Origin of the sequence: Rummeliibacillus pycnus, from assembly GCF_002884495.1 — a bacterium.
GTDB classification, from domain to species: Bacteria; Bacillota; Bacilli; order Bacillales_A; family Planococcaceae; genus Rummeliibacillus; species Rummeliibacillus pycnus.
Genome location: NZ_KZ614145.1, coordinates 2,561,164 through 2,578,103 on the forward strand (window position 1 = coordinate 2,561,164; position 16,940 = coordinate 2,578,103).

Sequence of the window (16,940 nt, forward strand, 5' to 3'; positions counted from 1 at the left end):
TTTTACTAAAAAAGATACATCTCTCAACTGAAAGATGTATCTTATCATCAACGCTCATTTATCTTTCAGAAATAAATTCTGTAGGAATTAGCACCTTCCCTAACGGGGGTTGCTGGACTTCGTAGGGCCTGTCCCTCAGTCACTCTTGATAAATTCCATTTGTTAAGTTGTAAGTTTATGATAATCATATTATTTCCTTTTAAGGCATTTGTCAATGAATTTTTAGAAAAAATAAACTATTTTAAAATATTTTTATTTTATGCAAGTACTTTTATATGGAGAATGACTTCTACCTCAATCCAGTTATTCACAAGTTGTTCGGCGTCATATAAACAAAGCTTTTTTTCTTCGCTTTTGAGTTTTGTAATAACACCCCTATATTGAATACTTGTTTGCTTATACCAAACTTCCAACATTACCTCTTTTTGACTGTAATAAGCTTGCATCAGTTCTTCTTCTAATGCTTGTAATGTCCATTCATCAAATACAGGTTTCGCAATCTGTTGCATCTCTTGTTGCCAGCTTCTTAGTCTTTGCACATGTTCTGGTAGCATCATCGCAGTCCACTTTATATTTCCTCGATCACGTATCAAGCTACTACCTCCTTTACAAATTCATTTGACTTGCATAATTTTAGGTGAACATTTTGTTTAACCATGCTGTTGATCTTCCAGAAGCTTTTTATAGGTAAGCAAACCACCATCCTACTCATCAGTGACTAAAGATGGCGTTTTATAATATCCTCTCACCCCCAGTTATCCACAATTAAGTTATCCACACCTCATTTTCCTTCACACATATTGCATATAGCATTCACAAAGATGTATAAACTTTTCATTTTTAATATGCATGAATATACATTTTTATCTTTTATGTCCTCCGAGTAATTGGGAACGATTAATAGCTGTGCCTGCATCCGTATAAGATACTGCCCGTAAAACTGCTGTAGAGCCATAATTGGTACGGAGTTGATCCATCGCGGTACCAAGTTTACGGCGCTTCCATCTGGTTGTATCGAAAAAGCTAAGTTGCATCGAATATTCTGATTCTAGTTTTGTAATACTGACACTAATTTGACGTACAGGACGTTCATTGTAATACTCATTTAATAGTTGCTGACAAACCCGATAAATAACCATTGTATCGTTGGTTGCTTCATCTATGGTGCGTGAGCGTTGGAAACCTCCTCCGAACGCATTTTTGCTATAGGAAATTCCCAAAGTAATGGTACGTCCTACTTTATAAGCTTCTCTCGCTCTTCTGGCAACATCTTCACACATTTCAAGAAGTACCGCCAACACTTCCTTTTTCGTGTTGTAATCCCGCATCAAGATTTGGCTTTTCCCATAACTAATTTGCCCCTCAATTAGTGGTGCTTCGCCAACTTTTGATAAATCGATCCCCCAAGCATGGTAATATAGTTGGTTCCCCATAATACCAAAATGCTGTTCTAATGTTGCTAAGTCAGCATGAGCTAAATCACCCACAGAGAAAATCCCCATATTATTAAGGGTTCGTTCTGTTCGATGGCCAATTCCCCACATCTTCGATAAAGGGGAAATTGGCCATAGCTTTTTTTTAACATCTTCATAATCCCATTTGGCAAAGTCTGTTTTTTTCGCATCTAAATCAAGTGCAAGTTTGGCTAACAGCATGTTTGGTCCCATCCCTACAGTGCTAGGTATTTCAAATTGTCGATAAAGTTCCTCTTGAATATGGTGTGCTGTTTCTACTGGATCCCCCCACAGTTTTTCGGTACCAGTTAGGTCAACAAAACTTTCGTCAATGCTATACACATGAATAGCCTCTTTCGGTACATAACTATTCAATAGCTTGGTGATTTCAACCGACATACGAACAAAGTATTCCATCTTCGGTTCAAATAAATGAATATCTGGATGCTTCGGTATTTCATATAGTCTCGTTCCTGTTTTCACTTGAAATCGTTGCTTCATAATCGGAGAAGCAGCCAGCACAACACTGCCTTTTTGCTGAAAGTTACCAACAACTGCAATTGCCTCTTTTTTAACATCCAAATGTGCCCACGTTGCCATACAGCTAGCATAAAAACACCTCATATCCACACACATAATCGATCTTCTCGGCATATTTTCATACATCACAGCACACCTCCAAAAAGAACATTTGTTCTTATTTTAGAATGAGATAAGTGAGATGACAAGTAGGAAGTCGTACTTACCAAAAAACAACAATATTTTTTCTGTGAGTATCCTTTTACGTTATTTTTTTACATAATGTCTATTTAAGTTGCTTATATTGGGGGAATTTTTATTTTGGGAAAGCCTTATTGTTGCGATGGAGCTTTTTATAGGAGCTGTTCACGAATTTAGGAAGTCAAGCCACGAATTTTTGAATTGTATCTACGTCCTGTGAAATTGATGTGGCCAATTTAGGAAACTTTATATCTTCTTTCTTGATATGACTTCATTGCATCCAGAAGCGAAACGGATAGAAGATCAACAACATTCAAAGCACAAAAATAAAAAACCCACTTTACTAGCTATAGCAAAATGGGTCCATTCATTATTTCAGAATATCCTTATACAATTCAGGACGTCGATCATCATACACTGGAATTTTCTTACGTACCTCATCTACTTTTGAAAAATCGACATCGACAATAGAAAGCTCTTCGTCTTCTTTACCAGTCCACAATATTTCTCCCCATGGTTCAATCACCATTGACTGACCATTGAAATTTTCTGCTTTACTGCTGATTCGGTTGACTGCAATGATAAAACTTTGATTTTCAATGGCACGCGCCTGCAATAATACTTTCCAATGATCAATTCTTGCAGTTGGCCATTGTGCTGATACGAATATAGCTTTTGCACCATTTAAAGCATGAAGACGAAGCCATTCTGGGAAGCGAATATCATAACAAATCACTCCAGCAGCTTGCAAATCTCCTAATTCAAAATTATTTTGCCCCTCACCCGCAGATAGATGTAAATGTTCATCCATTAAGCGAAATAAATGTGCTTTATCATACTCTCCAACTATTTCTCCATGGCGATCCACTGTATACATTGTATTGAAGAATCCTTCGCCTTTTTTCGTTGCGACTGAACCGCCTACGATGTGGATATGGAGCTCCGAAGCTAAAGATTGGAGGAATTTCTTTGTTCTTTCACCATTTACATCTGCTAAGTCATCTAGTTTTTCTAATGCATAGCCCGTATTCCACATTTCAGGCAAAATAACAAGCTCAGCACCTTTACTAGCCGCTTCTCGAATAAACGCTTCTGCTCTTGTAAAATTTTTTTCAACATCGCCAAAAGCTACGTTTAATTGAATACATCCTATCTTCATTTTCGCACCACCTATGGACATTTTTCTAAAAAGGTTATAGTATTTTCACTAAATCGTTTTTTAATTCTGAAAATTCATCTTTATACTATTCTAGCTATATCTAATTCAAATGTATAGTACATGAACTTAAAACAATTCTAAATCTATTGGAGGGTTACTTATGGAGTTATCCACAAAATTACAAAATTTACCGAAACAATTTTTTGCAAATCTCGTGAAACAAGTTAGCGCAGCAATTGCAGAAGGCAAGGATGTGATTAACTTAGGGCAAGGAAATCCAGATCAACCTACACCTATACATATCGTGAAAGCGATGCAAGAAGCAACTGCTAATCCACAAATGCATAAGTACTCACCATTTCGCGGTTTACCTGAACTTAAGCAAGCCATCTCTCACTTTTATAAAAGAGAATACCATGTAGATATTGATCCTGATACAGAAGTATCCATACTTTTTGGCGCAAAAGCCGGACTTGTTGAATTACCTTTAGCTATTTTAAATCCAGGAGATACAATGCTACTCCCAGACCCTGGTTACCCTGATTATTTATCGGGTGTGACATTAGCGGATGTTCACTTTGAAACAATGCCACTACTAGCCGAAAATGATTTCCTTCCAGATTACAAAAAACTGTCTGACGACGTAAAAAAACGTGCTAAATTAATATATTTAAACTATCCAAATAATCCAACAGGCGGCATTGCCACAAAAGAATTTTACGAAGAGACTGTCAAACTTGCAAAAGAAAACGAGATAGCAGTTCTACAAGATTTCGCTTACGGTGCTATTGGTTTTGAAGGTAAAAAGCCAATTAGTTTCCTCCAAACTGAAGGTGCAAAAGAAGTCGGTATTGAGGTCTACACATTATCTAAAACATATAATATGGCGGGATGGCGTATAGGTTTTGCGGTTGGTAATGCTCAAATAATCGAAGCTTTAAACCTTATACAAGATCATCTATTTGTTAGTCTATTTCCAGCCTTGCAAATAGCAGCAGTTGAAGCATTAACTGGCGATCAAACTTGCGTTACAAAGCAAGTGGCTCTATACGAAAGTCGACGAAATGCACTTATCGAAGCCTGCAACAAAGCCGGATGGCAAGTAACAGCACCAAAGGGGTCCTTCTTTGCATGGCTACCTGTTCCAGAAGGTTATACCAGTCAACAATTTGCTGATGTACTATTGGAAAAGGCTGATGTAGCTGTTGCAGCAGGGAACGGTTTTGGAGAATATGGCGAAGGCTATATACGAGTAGGGTTATTAGTAGATGAACAACGATTAACAGAAGCCGTAAAGCGAATTGAAAAATTGAATCTATTTAAAAAAACTGCTGAATTAGCAAAACAATCATAAAAAATAAGGAGATTTGTAAACGGACAAATCCTTGTATTATTTGATAGTGGAATCCGAGGCGGTGCAGATATAGTCAAGCACTCTAAGAATGCAATCTTAATAGGTCGCCCTTTCGTTTACGGCCTTGCAATTGCTGGAGAAGATGGCGTAAAACGAGTTTTCTCTAATATTCTATAGGAGATGGAAGTAACCCTTTCTATGGCAGGAGTTACGGATGTAAAAAATACGGCGAAAGAATTAACAATTATTAAAAATTCGTCCTACACATGGCTGTAAGAATAAAAGGTGTGGATCAAATTTTAAACCTGATCCACACCTTTTTTGGAGCAAACTTATTTTAGCTTAAACAGATTTCCATGTTTAAGAAATAACCCCTAATTCTTTCCCTACTTTTTCATAAATAGTTAAAGCTTCGTCTAACATTTCCTTCGTATGAGCAGCAGTCGGCATATTACGTACACGACCAGTACCTTTTGGAACGGTTGGGAAGACAATTGATTTTGCATAAACGCCTTCTTCGATTAGACGAGCTGAGAATTGTTGTGTCAGTTTTTCATCACCAATAATACATGGTGTAATTGGTGTTTCGGAATGGCCGATGTTAAAGCCAAGTTTTTTCAAACCTGCTTTTAAGTAGTCGCCGTTTTCCCAAAGCTTATCACATAGTTCTGTTGAGTCGATTAACATTTGAACAGCACGAGTAATCGCTGCTACATCACCAGGTGGCAGAGCAGTTGAGAACAAAAATGGACGTGAACGAACTTTTAACCAATCAATTAAGTTTTTCTTACCTGCTACATAACCACCAACAACGCCGATTGCTTTTGATAATGTACCGATTTGGAAGTCAATTTCATTTTGTAAACCAAAATGTTTAACAGTTCCTTTTCCTTTACCTGTTACACCTGAACCATGAGCATCATCGACATATGTAATAAGGTCAAATTCTTTTGCGATTTCCACGATTTCAGGAAGTTTTGCAATATCACCATCCATCGAGAAGACACCATCGGTAATCACCATAACTTTGTTGTAAAGACCTGATTCAGTTGCTTCTTTCGCTTTTTTGCGAAGATCCTCCATATCAGAGTGATTAAATGCAATAATTTTCGCTTTTGATAGACGACAACCATCAATAATAGAGGCATGATTTAGTTGGTCAGAAAGAATCGCATCATTTTTATCCATTACAGCTGAAATAGCTGCCATATTACAGTTAAAACCAGATTGATAGGAAATAGCAGCTTCTGTTCCTTTAAATTCTGCTAATTTTTCTTCTAATTTCACATGTAAATCAAGCGTACCATTGATCGTACGAACGGCACCTGCACCTACGCCATAAGTGTCGATTGTTTTTTTAGCAACTTCCTTTAGCTCTGGATTTGTCGCTAAACCAAGATAGTTATTTGAAGATAGGTTGATCAGTTTCTTACCACGTACTTGAATAACTGGACCATTAGCACCTTCGACAGGATCGATTTCATTATATAAACCTTGATCACGAAGTTGTTGTAAATTGTCATTAACGAATTTGTTGAGTACGTTAGACAAGGTCATCATCCCTTTCATGCATTATATCGATATTGTAGCATATCCCTCTTACATTTTGTACACCTGAAAAGAACTGTTATAAAAAAATCTCTTGAATACCTTATAAAAAATGTATTCAATGTGCTCCTCAAAAACACAGTTGTATTTAAGTACAATATTTTTAAGAAAGATTCGCTTACTCTCCTTCACCTTTTTCCCAATGTATCATGCGATACCCTATTCGGATATGCGTTTGAATAAACTTTGCTTGATTGAGATCTTTTTCAATTTTCTTTCGTAGTGTAGCCATGAAAACACGTAAATTGGGTATATCTGTATCTAACGCATCTCCCCAAACTTGTTTTAATAGATAGTTGTGCGTAAGTACTTTACCTAGATTTTTACTTAGCGTTTCTAATAACTTATATTCATTTGGAGTGAGATGAATTTCCTTGTGATTAACAAACACAGTATTGGATAAATAATCAATAGTGAGTGGTCCATTCGTGAATATAGGCCGTTCTTTCTCAATAGCAATATTCGCAACTGAGCGTCTCAGAGCAACACGAATACGAGCCAGTAATTCATCAACACTAAAAGGTTTCTCAACATAATCATCTGCTCCCATGTCAAGTGCCTTAATCTTCTCAGTTTCTTCTCCTCTTGCGCTAACGACGATAATCGGTATTTGCGACCATGTGCGCACTTTTAGGATCATATCGATACCATCCATATCAGGTAAACCAAGATCTAAAATGATAACATCCGGATGCATTGAAACAACTTCTTTCAGCGCATCCATCCCTTTTGTAACAAGTTTAAAATGATAATTGTGAAGCTCAATTGTCATTTTAATGAGGTTTCCAATCGCAATATCATCTTCAACAATGAGTATTTTTTTAGAATTCATTCACTGCCCCCCCTTTTTTAAATAAAAACTAAAAATCGCACCATGAGGGATATTATCTCGTACAGTTAGTTCACTTTCATGTAATTTTAAAATAGTTTGACACAGCGATAAACCGATACCTAATCCTCGCTTAGCATCGCTTTGTTCCATTTGACTCTTTTTAAATGTTTGGAATAGCTCTTTCTTTTGTTCATCTGAAATGCCATCCCCAGTATCTCGCACTTCAACAATTACAGTATTTTCCTTTCCAAAGGCATATATAGCAATACTACTTTCGTAAGGCGTATAACTTACTGCATTATCAAGTAAATTAATGAGAACTTGCCCTATTAACCTCGTATCCATATGTGCTAAAAGAAATTCAGGCTCAATATACGCTTGAATTGGTCGAGTACTATTTTTTGAGAGTTGATGAATAGCGTCATGTATAACGTCTTCCAGTAATTCCTCTTGAATTTGAAGAGGAAAATGTCCATTGCTAAGTTTCGAAACAGCTAGTAGATTTTCTACAAGTTGGACAAGACGATTAGCATTGTAATAGATATCTTCATACAGTGTTTGCCGCTGATTTTCTGACATCTTTTGATCATTCGTTTTTAATATATCTGCATGGCCTGAAATGCTTGTGAGTGGGGTACGTAAATCGTGTGAAATAGAACGTAAGAGATTGGATTGAATTTGCTCCAATTCCTTTTCGCGACGTACGTTCTCATTAATACGTAATAACTGCCACTTATCAAGTGCTAGTGAGAAATCATTTAAAATTGCATGCAACACTTGCCGTTCAAAAGATGGCAACTGTTCTTTTTTATGAAGAGAAATACCTATTACGCCTATTACTTTATTATTTGATAGAAAAGGAATGTAATAGCCATACGCTTCTTTAAAAACATCTGTTGTCATACCCGCGGTACGTTGATTATTAATTACCCAATGGACGATTGCAATCTCGTTTTTATTATTAAATTGATGCTTCTGCTCACGATTTTGAGCTGCAGAAAGAAAGGGTGATTTATAAAAAGTATGCTTGATTATTTTTTTATCATCAACAAAATAGAAACAAACCGGTCTCTCCGTTATCTTGATAATTTCCAGAGAACCTTCTTCAATTAACTGCTCATATGATGAGGCTGATTGTAACTTACGATTGATTTCCAGTAAGGTTTCCATGCGATAGGATTTTTGAATAGCCTGCCGTTCCTGCATTTTCACTTTTTTAGTCAAACTACTTGTAATAATTCCTGAAATGAACATAATGATAAATGTCATGGGATAATCCGGATGATAAGCTTCAAACGAAAAAATAGGTTTCGTAAATAGAAAGTTAAAGCTTAATACTGCAACAAGTGAGCTGATAATATTCATCAACCAACCGGTCGTCCAGACAGCAACAATCAAAACCCCTAAGATAAAAATCGTAATAATATTTGCTTCGCTAATGCCAAGTGATTTAAAGAATAACCCAACAAGCGCTACAATCATAAAAACGAAAATCATCTTCAAAAAGTCAAGAGGTTGTAAATTGAAATCAGTTTTAAAATCCATTCTTTTCTTTGGCGTGTTTTCTTGATCGGGAACAATGTAGATCGATAAATTAGGTAAAAGTTCGTTAAGCTTATCTGTTATTTTCGTTCGTCCCCAAAAACTCGATTTTGTCATCGTTCTTCCAATAACTAATTTTGTCACACCACTAATTTGCGCATAATTTGCAAGTGCAGTAGCAACACTGTCTTCTTGAACAATGACAACATTACCATCTAGCTGTTGCGCTAATTTCATATGATCCTTCAATCGTTCTTCATCTGCTTTTGAGAGCATCGAATTATTTTCTCTATCAACATAAAGTGCAGTGAATTTACCATGTAATGCTTGTGCAAGTCTAGCAGCAGTTCGAATCACTTTTGCATTCGTGGGAGAACTACTAATACCTACTAGAATGTGCTCAAGTACATTATTTTGTATAGAACTTTGCTGTATACACTTTGTTTTCAAATGAATAGTATCCGCAATTCTCCGAAGCGCAATTTCTCTTAACGCAATCAGATTGTCGTGTTGAAAGAAGTGATTTAATGCTTTTTCTACATAAGGTTGTTTATATATTTTTCCTTCTTTTAATCGTTTGATTAATTCCTCTGGTTCAATATCAACCAGTTTAATCTGTGATGCTTGGTCGACAATCGCATCTGGAATTCGTTCTCGTACTTTAATTTGAGTTATTTCCTCTACAAGATCATGAAGACTTTCAATATGCTGAATGTTTAGCGTTGTATAAACATTTATGCCTTGATTGAGGAGTTCTTGAACATCTCCATAACGCTTCGGATGACGAAGATTAGGTATATTCGTATGAGCTAGTTCATCGATTAAAACTAAATTGGGCGACCGTTGAATAATTCCATTTAAATCTAGCTCCTTAAATAACTTACCTTTATAGGAGAAGTCTTTTGTAGGTACTACTTCAAAACCTTCAATTAGTGCATTTGTTTCCCTGCGTGGATGTGGCTCAACATAACCGATGACGACATCAGTGCCCTGCTCCAGTTGCTCTTTAGCCTCTTTTAACATAGCGTATGTCTTCCCAACCCCTGCTGCATATCCTAAGAAAATTTTTAACTGACCACTTTCACGATTTAAACTGTGAGTCATTTTCCTCACCACCTTGCCCTCATTATAATTACTTTTTACAAAAAAAGGGCATCCTTCTTCACATCTTAATGCCATCTTAATATCTAACCTCTAATCCAAACACTACATTAATTTCTTTTCAACTATAGTAAAACCAATTACAAGAAAGAAAGGATGGAAGGATATAATGCTGGAGCTATGTATGATTGTCATTTTACTAGTAAGCTTTTCAAGTTTGTTTGCTTTAACAACATACTGCTACAAATTAGTAGAAAAATAGAGGTGGAGATTAAATGTGGATCTTATTAGCAATCATGATCTTTATCATCATATATCTAATTAACGCTTTACTTAATCCCGAAAAGTATTAAAGGAGGTTTGTAACTATGTGGCAAATGATAATTGTTTTACTGGTCTATTTACCACTTGTCCTTCTCGTTGGACGCTACTTATATAAAGTCACCATGAAGGAAACGATTTGGGGCGATGGTCTTTTTAATCGACTGGATAACATCATTTATAAGCTGAGTGGCATTAAGCAACAGGAGATGACAGGGAAACAATATATCTTCTCTTTACTCATTTCAAATGCAGTAATGATTACTATCGGATATTTTATTTTACGGATTCAATCCGTACTTTTTTTAAATCCAAATAATATTGGAAATATGGAGACGACATTGGCGTTTAACACGATTATTTCCTTTATGACAAATACAAATCTTCAGCATTATAGTGGCGAATCGGGCCTAAGTTATTTATCTCAAATGCTCGTAATTACCTTTATGATGTTTACTTCTGCAGCATCGGGTTATGCAGTATGTATGGCATTTTGTCGTCGATTAATTGCTAAGACAGACGTACTTGGTAATTTCTACGTTGACTTTATACGTGTTATTACGCGTATATTATTACCTTTTTCCTTTGTTATTTCTCTTATTCTAGTATCTCAAGGTGTCCCTCAAACATTTAAAGAGAATATCACTTTAACTACGATTGAGAATAAGCAACAAGATATTGCACTCGGCCCAATAGCAGCGATGGAATCGATTAAACACTTGGGAACGAACGGTGGTGGTTTTAATGGTGCGAACTCATCTACTCCGTTTGAAAATCCATCTGTACTAACAAATGTAGTAGAAATGCTTTCAATGATGTTACTACCAGGGGCTTGTGTTGTGACACTTGGTTTAATGATTGCATATCGGAAAAAACGTGATAAAAAAGTTTGGATTGGAAAACAAGGCGCTTCGATCTTCCTAGCCATGAGTATCATCTTTTTAATGGGAGTTACAGTTGTATTTCTAAGTGAAAAATCAGGTAATCCAGCAATCCATGCAATTGGGATTGATGATCATACAGGCAATATGGAAGGCAAAGAAACGCGCTTCGGTATCTCCCAGTCATCATTATTCACTACTATTACAACGGCATTTACAACAGGTACCGTCAACAATATGCATGACACTTTAACACCTCTCGGAGGTTTAGTCCCCTTATTTAATATGATGTTAAATGTCATATTTGGCGGTAAAGGTGTCGGATTAATGAATATGATGATGTATGTTCTTCTTACCATCTTCATTGCTTGTTTAATGATTGGACGAACACCACAATTTTTAGGAAAGAAAATTGAAGCGAAAGAAATGAAACTCATTGCACTTTGTATTTTAATTCACCCTGCACTTATTCTTGGTTTCTCATCATTAGCTGTCATCACAGATGGAGGAATCGCAGGCATTACCAATCCAGGGGCACATGGATTAACACAAGTACTTTATGAATTTGCATCATCAGCTGCAAATAATGGTTCTGGATTTGAAGGTCTACAAGATAATTCAACTTTTTGGAATGTCACAACTGGTTTGGCAATGTTCTTTGGACGTTATACGTCTATTGTGTTGCAAATTGCGATTGCCTCATTATTAGCCAAAAAACTTGTGCATAATGAATCGGTTGGAACATTAAACACAAATAATACAGCATTTACTGTATTCTTAGTCGCAATTGTCCTCGTAGTTGGTGCATTAACATTTTTGCCAGCGCTTGCTCTTGGACCTATTACTGAATATTTACAGCTTAACTCATAAGGAGTGAGAATATGGAAACAAAAAAGAATAGTTTCTTAACTAAGGAAATTGTAGCTACTTCATTGACTAGTGCTTTCAAAAAATTCAATCCGATCTATATGATAAAAAATCCTGTAATGTTTGTGGTGGAAATCGGCTTTTTCCTAGTCATACTATTAACTGCTTTTCCTTTTCTATTCCATTCAGGAGATCATGAACAACGTTTATATAACGGCATTGTTGCAGTTGTGTTATTTTTTACAATTCTGTTTGCCAATTTTGCAGAATCGGTTGCACAAGGCAGAGGAAAGGCACAAGTTGCAACGTTGAAGAAGACAAAATCTTCTACATCAGCCAGAGTACTGATCGATGGGAAGGAAGTGGTCAAACCAGCTAGTGAGCTTATGCACGGGGATATTGTTATTGTGCGTGCAGGTGAAACAATTCCAAATGACGGTGAAGTAGTCGAGGGAATAGCCACAGTAGATGAATCGGCTATTACTGGAGAATCTGCGCCCGTTATAAAAGAAAGAGGAGGAGATTTTTCATCCGTTACGGGAGGGACAATTGTCACAAGTGATGAACTGATTATTAAGATTACTTCACTCCCTGGAGAATCATTTTTAGATAAAATGATTTCTCTAATTGAAGGGGCAAATAGAAAAAAAACACCAAATGAAATTGCTTTAAGTACTTTGCTTATCAGTTTAACCATTATCTTTTTGTTAGTAGTTATGACTCTTTATCCTATGCTGCAATATTTGAATATCAACATTTCAATCGCAACATTAGTAGCTTTAACAGTATGTCTAATTCCAACGACCATTGGAGGTTTACTATCTGCAATCGGCATCGCAGGAATGGATCGTGTCACACAATTTAATGTGATTGCTATGAGTGGTAAAGCTGTTGAGGCATGTGGAGATGTAGATACATTAATTTTAGATAAAACAGGGACCATTACTTACGGAAATCGAATGGCAACAGCTTTCCTTCCGGTATCTGGTGTACCTCAAGAAGAACTGAAAAAGGCAGCATACTTAAGTTCTTTAACGGATGATACACCTGAAGGAAAATCCATTATTGCACTAGCAAAAGAACAAAATGTCGCTATTCAAAATATAGACGATCTGATTCAAACAAGTGAGCATATTCCTTTTACTGCGCAAACACGAATGAGTGGTCTCGATACAGCAGATGGTACAACATATCGAAAAGGTGCTTACGATACGATTAAAAAACAAAGTAAATTTGTACCGGATGATTTAGAAAAACTGATTCATGTTGTATCAAACGAAGGGGGTACGCCTTTAGTTGTAATGAAAAATGAAGTGATTCTAGGGGTGATTTACTTAAAGGATGTTGTGAAGTCTGGATTAAAAGAACGCTTTAAACAATTACGTGAAATGGGGATTAAAACCATTATGTGTACAGGTGATAACCCTCTCACAGCAGCAGCAATCGCAAAAGAAGCTGGAGTTGATGGCTTTATTGCAGAAAGTAAACCCGAAGATAAAATTCAAGTTATAAGAGATGAACAAAAACTAGGAAAAGTTGTTGCTATGACAGGTGATGGAACGAATGATGCACCAGCACTTGCGCAAGCAGATGTTGGAATGGCGATGAATTCGGGAACTAATTCTGCCAAAGAAGCAGCAAACATGGTCGATCTAGATTCTGATCCAACCAAAATCATTGAAGTCGTGGAAATTGGAAAGCAGCTTTTAATGACTCGAGGAGCACTAACAACATTTAGCATTGCCAATGATATTGCGAAGTATTTTGCAATTATCCCAGCAATTTTGCTGATTGGTATTCCAGAGATGAGTCGTTTAAATATTATGCACTTAGACTCTTCAACCAGTGCTATTTTATCAGCGCTTATTTTCAACGCCCTTATCATTCCCCTGCTTATTCCTGTGGCGATGAAGGGTGTGCAATATAAAGCAATGAGTTCATCCAAACTACTAATCAAAAACAGCTTCATTTACGGAGTTGGGGGTGCCATTGTTCCTTTTATCGGTATTAAAATCATTGATATGATCATTTCACCATTGTTAAAAACGATGGGCATATAACTTGGGGGGAAGGACAATGAAAAAAGTATTTCAACAAATCAAAGTGGCATTTTTAACCTCTATAGTGATGATAATAATTTGTGGACTTATTTATCCATTTGCTGTGACCGCTATTGCACAATTCATTTTCCACGATCAAGCAAATGGTAGTTTGATAAAAATAAACGATCAAGTCGTAGGGTCAAAATTAATCGGCCAAACCTTTGAAAATCCTGCTCACTTTGTGAGTCGTGTTTCAAGTATAAATTATAATGTATATGAAAAAAATGATACCAACTATGCAGGTGTAAGCTCAGGAAACTTTAACTATTCTCCTTCTAATCCAGAGTTAACAAAACGGATCACTAATAGTGTAGATGAATTTTTAAAGAACAATCCTACCGTTTCAAAAAAAGACATTCCTGCTGATTTAATGACAAGTTCTGGCTCTGGTCTAGATCCACATATATCAATTGCATCAGCTGAAATACAAGTTAATCGTATTGCCATAGCATCTCATTTATCAAAAGAAGAAATACAAAATATTATAAGAAAAGCTACATCCAAAAAGGTATTCGGTGTGTTAGGAGAAGATAAAATGAATGTGTTAGAAGCTAACATTTTAATAGATCAGAAGATGAAGTAAGGAACCATTATGACAAATCCTAATAAATCACCAACCAAAGAGACAAACATAAAAAAAGTAGGGGCTGTCCAATAAGTGGATCAGCTCCTCTACTGTAATATTTCTAAATTTAACAGACATTATTTTTTATCATACTATTTGTTCTTCCCTTTTTGCTTCCCATTATTGGGTTTATCCCCTTTTAAAATCACTTCATAAGTGAAATCTATTGGATTCAGTTGACCTGGTTTTGCTGCATAAGAAGTGATCATTTTCACGTTGCCTTCTTTTAAGATTTTCTGAATATCAAGCGCTTGTGCATCTGTTACATTAAATGGATTAACGTGATAAACACGCTCTTTACCATTTTTCTTTGTTTGAATAAATGTCACGACATAATCAAGATATTCTTTTTTTAGTTGACCAATAGATTGGAAACCGTCAGTTGATGAACTTGATTTTGATAGACCAATTTCAGGGATGCTAATATTTTTCACATACCAACCAGCTTCTTCTGAACCCCAATCTGTCATATAGCGGAATGCGATTAACACTTTTTTACCTGCATACTTGGATAAGTCAAATGTTTCAGAAGTCCATTGCTTATTCGTTCCTGTAAAACCAGGGAGGTTCGCTTTTGTATTTGGATAGCCTTCTGCAGTAATATCTGATCTTGTATGATTATTTGCTAGACTTGTCCATGTTTCCCCATTATCTGTGGATACTTGAACTGCACCAAAATCCCATTGTTCTTCAATTTGATAATAATGGTCAAAATTCAAGGTTGCTTTATTTGTAGAAGTTAAATCTGCTTCAAAAATCATTTGATTGTCAGCTTGACTTCCCGTGTTCCCCCATAACACTTGCTTTCCAGAACCCATTGGATCTTCGACAGTTTTCCATTGTAATGGTAAGAAATCGGCACCATTAAATCTCATCCCTCTAATTTCTTTTGTGAAATCAAGAGATTTAAAATCACCGCCCCATGCAGGAACTCCCGCTTTTTCATATACTTGTGCCTTGTCAAAATCAATTGTTTTTCCTCGTTTAGTCCCTTGCTTATCTATTATTAAATGACGTAAATCAATACTATCAATATCGTAATCTTTGCTAACTGAACGATCGTCTAATGTGATAGCTGTCATAAAGTTTTGATAGACATCTGTGAAATTCTTATTCAGCTTATATTGTTTTAGTATATTTTCGATGCTTTCAATCCCTTGTGAAGTACTATCAGTTGCTAATGATTTAATAAAGTCATGCCCAAATTTATCGTATAAATAAAGCATGAACAAATATACTTCACCATAATCCGCAATTGTTTCTGGACCAGTTTCTGCACCATAATGTTCATCCCAATTCACTAGTGAGTTTTCAGGATGATCAAGGAAAAAGTTAATAGAACCATCATCGTGTCCATAACCACCTAGATACTCAGCGAAAGTAGACAGCCCCTCATTGATCCATGATTCCTCAGATGGATCATTATCCGCTTGGATTAAATGTTGTAATTCATGAATTGTCGTTCCGAAGTAGGTAGATTCTAAGCGACTATCCCAGGAATTCGTATCAATTGTAATGATATTTCGATTGATATATTTTTCTAATGTTTGCCAGAAGAAACCTGCAACAAAGAATGGATAGTCAGGGTTATTCCATCCATCATCCTGAATATTATCAACAAGCATAATTACTTTATCTGACCCTGTATAATAATCCTTTGGTAATCCTACCATCCCTGGTAATGGTGATTTAGAACCATCTAACGCATCAGGTGTGCCAAAGAAATTTGTTGCTTTCGCATAAATATTTTTATCAAATTCATCACGTAGCTTGTCCACTTGTTCTTGTGTTACAACGTCAGGTTTTCGTGGATTATTTGGACCATATGATAAATCATGTGCAACCCATACTTCTACATTATCCCCAACGCTTCGTAATGTAAATTCCTTAAACTCTAGATTACGATTTAAGAATACTTTAGTTCCTCCATCGTATGTGAAGTTAGGATCTGCTTCTTCATCTGACACTGCTAGTTCCTTCGCTTCACCAGCTTGTTCTTTAATCTTTTGCTCGGCTTTCTTTTGGAATTCCGCACTTTCAGTTTGTTTACTTAGCTGATGATCAATATCAATTCGATCACCATATCGATCTGTATTCCAATTTTCATAAGACTTTGTAGCAGCACTAGCTTCTTCACTAGCTAAAGGACTCATCAACGATAGTACTAAGCTACTTGAGAGTAGTAAAGAACCCAACTTTACCTTCTTCATAGAAAAACCCCTCCCCCATTATTTTGAAACACTTACATAATTATTCTAACATTATTGAATATTCTGAAAATGATACAGTAGTACGATTTTCGAAATATCTAAAATACATCTAAATACATGGAAATATGCGTAAATTAAACTATTATTACTATATTGATTGCTAT

The 16,940-nt window shown here is 36.0% G+C and carries 12 protein-coding genes and 1 riboswitch; of the genes, 5 read left to right on the forward strand and 7 right to left on the reverse strand.

Annotated elements, in window-relative coordinates:
* Positions 1-55: 55 nt before the first annotated feature.
* Positions 56-155: riboswitch (SAM riboswitch) on the reverse strand.
* 102 nt (positions 156-257) lie between these two features.
* From CEF14_RS12520 to CEF14_RS12530, 3 genes are all read right to left on the reverse strand, one after another.
* The gene (locus tag CEF14_RS12520; protein WP_102693174.1) at positions 258-593 is read right to left on the reverse strand and encodes a YolD-like family protein; all 336 of its coding nucleotides are present in this window, start codon (positions 591-593) and stop codon (positions 258-260) included.
* Between the two features lie 270 nt (positions 594-863).
* Positions 864-2,120 carry a Y-family DNA polymerase gene (locus tag CEF14_RS12525; RefSeq protein WP_102693175.1) on the reverse strand — a complete coding sequence of 419 codons (1,257 nt, stop codon included), beginning with the start codon at positions 2,118-2,120 and terminating at the stop codon, positions 864-866.
* Between the two features lie 424 nt (positions 2,121-2,544).
* Complete coding sequence (locus CEF14_RS12530) at positions 2,545-3,333, reverse strand: carbon-nitrogen family hydrolase (RefSeq protein WP_102693176.1); 789 nt, start codon at positions 3,331-3,333, stop codon at positions 2,545-2,547.
* A gap of 160 nt (positions 3,334-3,493) precedes the next feature.
* On the opposite strand from CEF14_RS12530, the gene CEF14_RS12535 reads away from it, so the two are divergent.
* Entirely contained in the window at positions 3,494-4,687 is a 1,194-nt protein-coding gene (locus tag CEF14_RS12535) for a pyridoxal phosphate-dependent aminotransferase (RefSeq protein ID WP_102693177.1), read from the forward strand.
* A gap of 3 nt (positions 4,688-4,690) precedes the next feature.
* Positions 4,691-4,864 (forward strand): alpha-hydroxy-acid oxidizing protein, encoded by a 174-nt coding sequence (locus CEF14_RS19490; protein WP_102694391.1) that lies wholly within the window; start codon positions 4,691-4,693, stop codon positions 4,862-4,864.
* 183 nt (positions 4,865-5,047) lie between these two features.
* On the opposite strand, the gene CEF14_RS12545 is transcribed toward CEF14_RS19490, so the two are convergent.
* The 3 genes from CEF14_RS12545 to CEF14_RS12555 form a co-directional block, all read right to left on the reverse strand.
* A complete protein-coding gene (locus CEF14_RS12545) occupies positions 5,048-6,247 on the reverse strand; it encodes a glycine C-acetyltransferase (protein ID WP_211284608.1) in 1,200 nt (399 codons plus the stop codon).
* A 166-nt stretch (positions 6,248-6,413) separates the two neighbouring features.
* The gene (locus CEF14_RS12550) at positions 6,414-7,127 is read right to left on the reverse strand and encodes a response regulator (protein ID WP_102693178.1); all 714 of its coding nucleotides are present in this window, start codon (positions 7,125-7,127) and stop codon (positions 6,414-6,416) included.
* Entirely contained in the window at positions 7,128-9,773 is a 2,646-nt protein-coding gene (locus CEF14_RS12555; protein WP_170061507.1) for a sensor histidine kinase, read from the reverse strand.
* Between the two features lie 365 nt (positions 9,774-10,138).
* On the opposite strand from CEF14_RS12555, the gene kdpA reads away from it, so the two are divergent.
* From kdpA to kdpC, 3 genes are read left to right on the forward strand one after another with little or no spacing between them, the layout of a single operon-like run.
* Positions 10,139-11,842 (forward strand): potassium-transporting ATPase subunit KdpA, encoded by a 1,704-nt coding sequence (gene kdpA / locus CEF14_RS12560; protein ID WP_102693180.1) that lies wholly within the window; start codon positions 10,139-10,141, stop codon positions 11,840-11,842.
* A gap of 11 nt (positions 11,843-11,853) precedes the next feature.
* A complete protein-coding gene (kdpB, locus tag CEF14_RS12565; protein WP_102693181.1) occupies positions 11,854-13,899 on the forward strand; it encodes a potassium-transporting ATPase subunit KdpB in 2,046 nt (681 codons plus the stop codon).
* 16 nt (positions 13,900-13,915) lie between these two features.
* Entirely contained in the window at positions 13,916-14,524 is a 609-nt protein-coding gene (gene kdpC, locus CEF14_RS12570; protein WP_102693182.1) for a potassium-transporting ATPase subunit KdpC, read from the forward strand.
* 134 nt (positions 14,525-14,658) lie between these two features.
* Here kdpC and CEF14_RS12575 read toward each other — a convergent pair whose 3' ends face one another.
* A complete protein-coding gene (locus CEF14_RS12575; RefSeq protein ID WP_102693183.1) occupies positions 14,659-16,776 on the reverse strand; it encodes a choice-of-anchor J domain-containing protein in 2,118 nt (705 codons plus the stop codon).
* Positions 16,777-16,940 lie beyond the last annotated feature (164 nt).

Excerpts from the sequence above, each read along its gene's own strand:
- CEF14_RS12525 (WP_102693175.1), bottom strand. The coding sequence starts at position 2,120 with ATGTATGAAAATATGCCGAGAAGATCGATTATGTGTGTGGATATGAGG.
- CEF14_RS12530 (WP_102693176.1), bottom strand. The coding sequence starts at position 3,333 with ATGAAGATAGGATGTATTCAATTAAACGTAGCTTTTGGCGATGTTGAA.
- CEF14_RS12535 (WP_102693177.1), top strand. The coding sequence starts at position 3,494 with ATGGAGTTATCCACAAAATTACAAAATTTACCGAAACAATTTTTTGCA.
- CEF14_RS12545 (WP_211284608.1), bottom strand. The coding sequence starts at position 6,247 with ATGATGACCTTGTCTAACGTACTCAACAAATTCGTTAATGACAATTTA.
- CEF14_RS12550 (WP_102693178.1), bottom strand. The coding sequence starts at position 7,127 with ATGAATTCTAAAAAAATACTCATTGTTGAAGATGATATTGCGATTGGA.
- CEF14_RS12555 (WP_170061507.1), bottom strand. The coding sequence starts at position 9,773 with ATGACTCACAGTTTAAATCGTGAAAGTGGTCAGTTAAAAATTTTCTTA.
- kdpA (WP_102693180.1), top strand. The coding sequence starts at position 10,139 with ATGTGGCAAATGATAATTGTTTTACTGGTCTATTTACCACTTGTCCTT.
- kdpB (WP_102693181.1), top strand. The coding sequence starts at position 11,854 with ATGGAAACAAAAAAGAATAGTTTCTTAACTAAGGAAATTGTAGCTACT.
- kdpC (WP_102693182.1), top strand. The coding sequence starts at position 13,916 with ATGAAAAAAGTATTTCAACAAATCAAAGTGGCATTTTTAACCTCTATA.
- CEF14_RS12575 (WP_102693183.1), bottom strand. The coding sequence starts at position 16,776 with ATGAAGAAGGTAAAGTTGGGTTCTTTACTACTCTCAAGTAGCTTAGTA.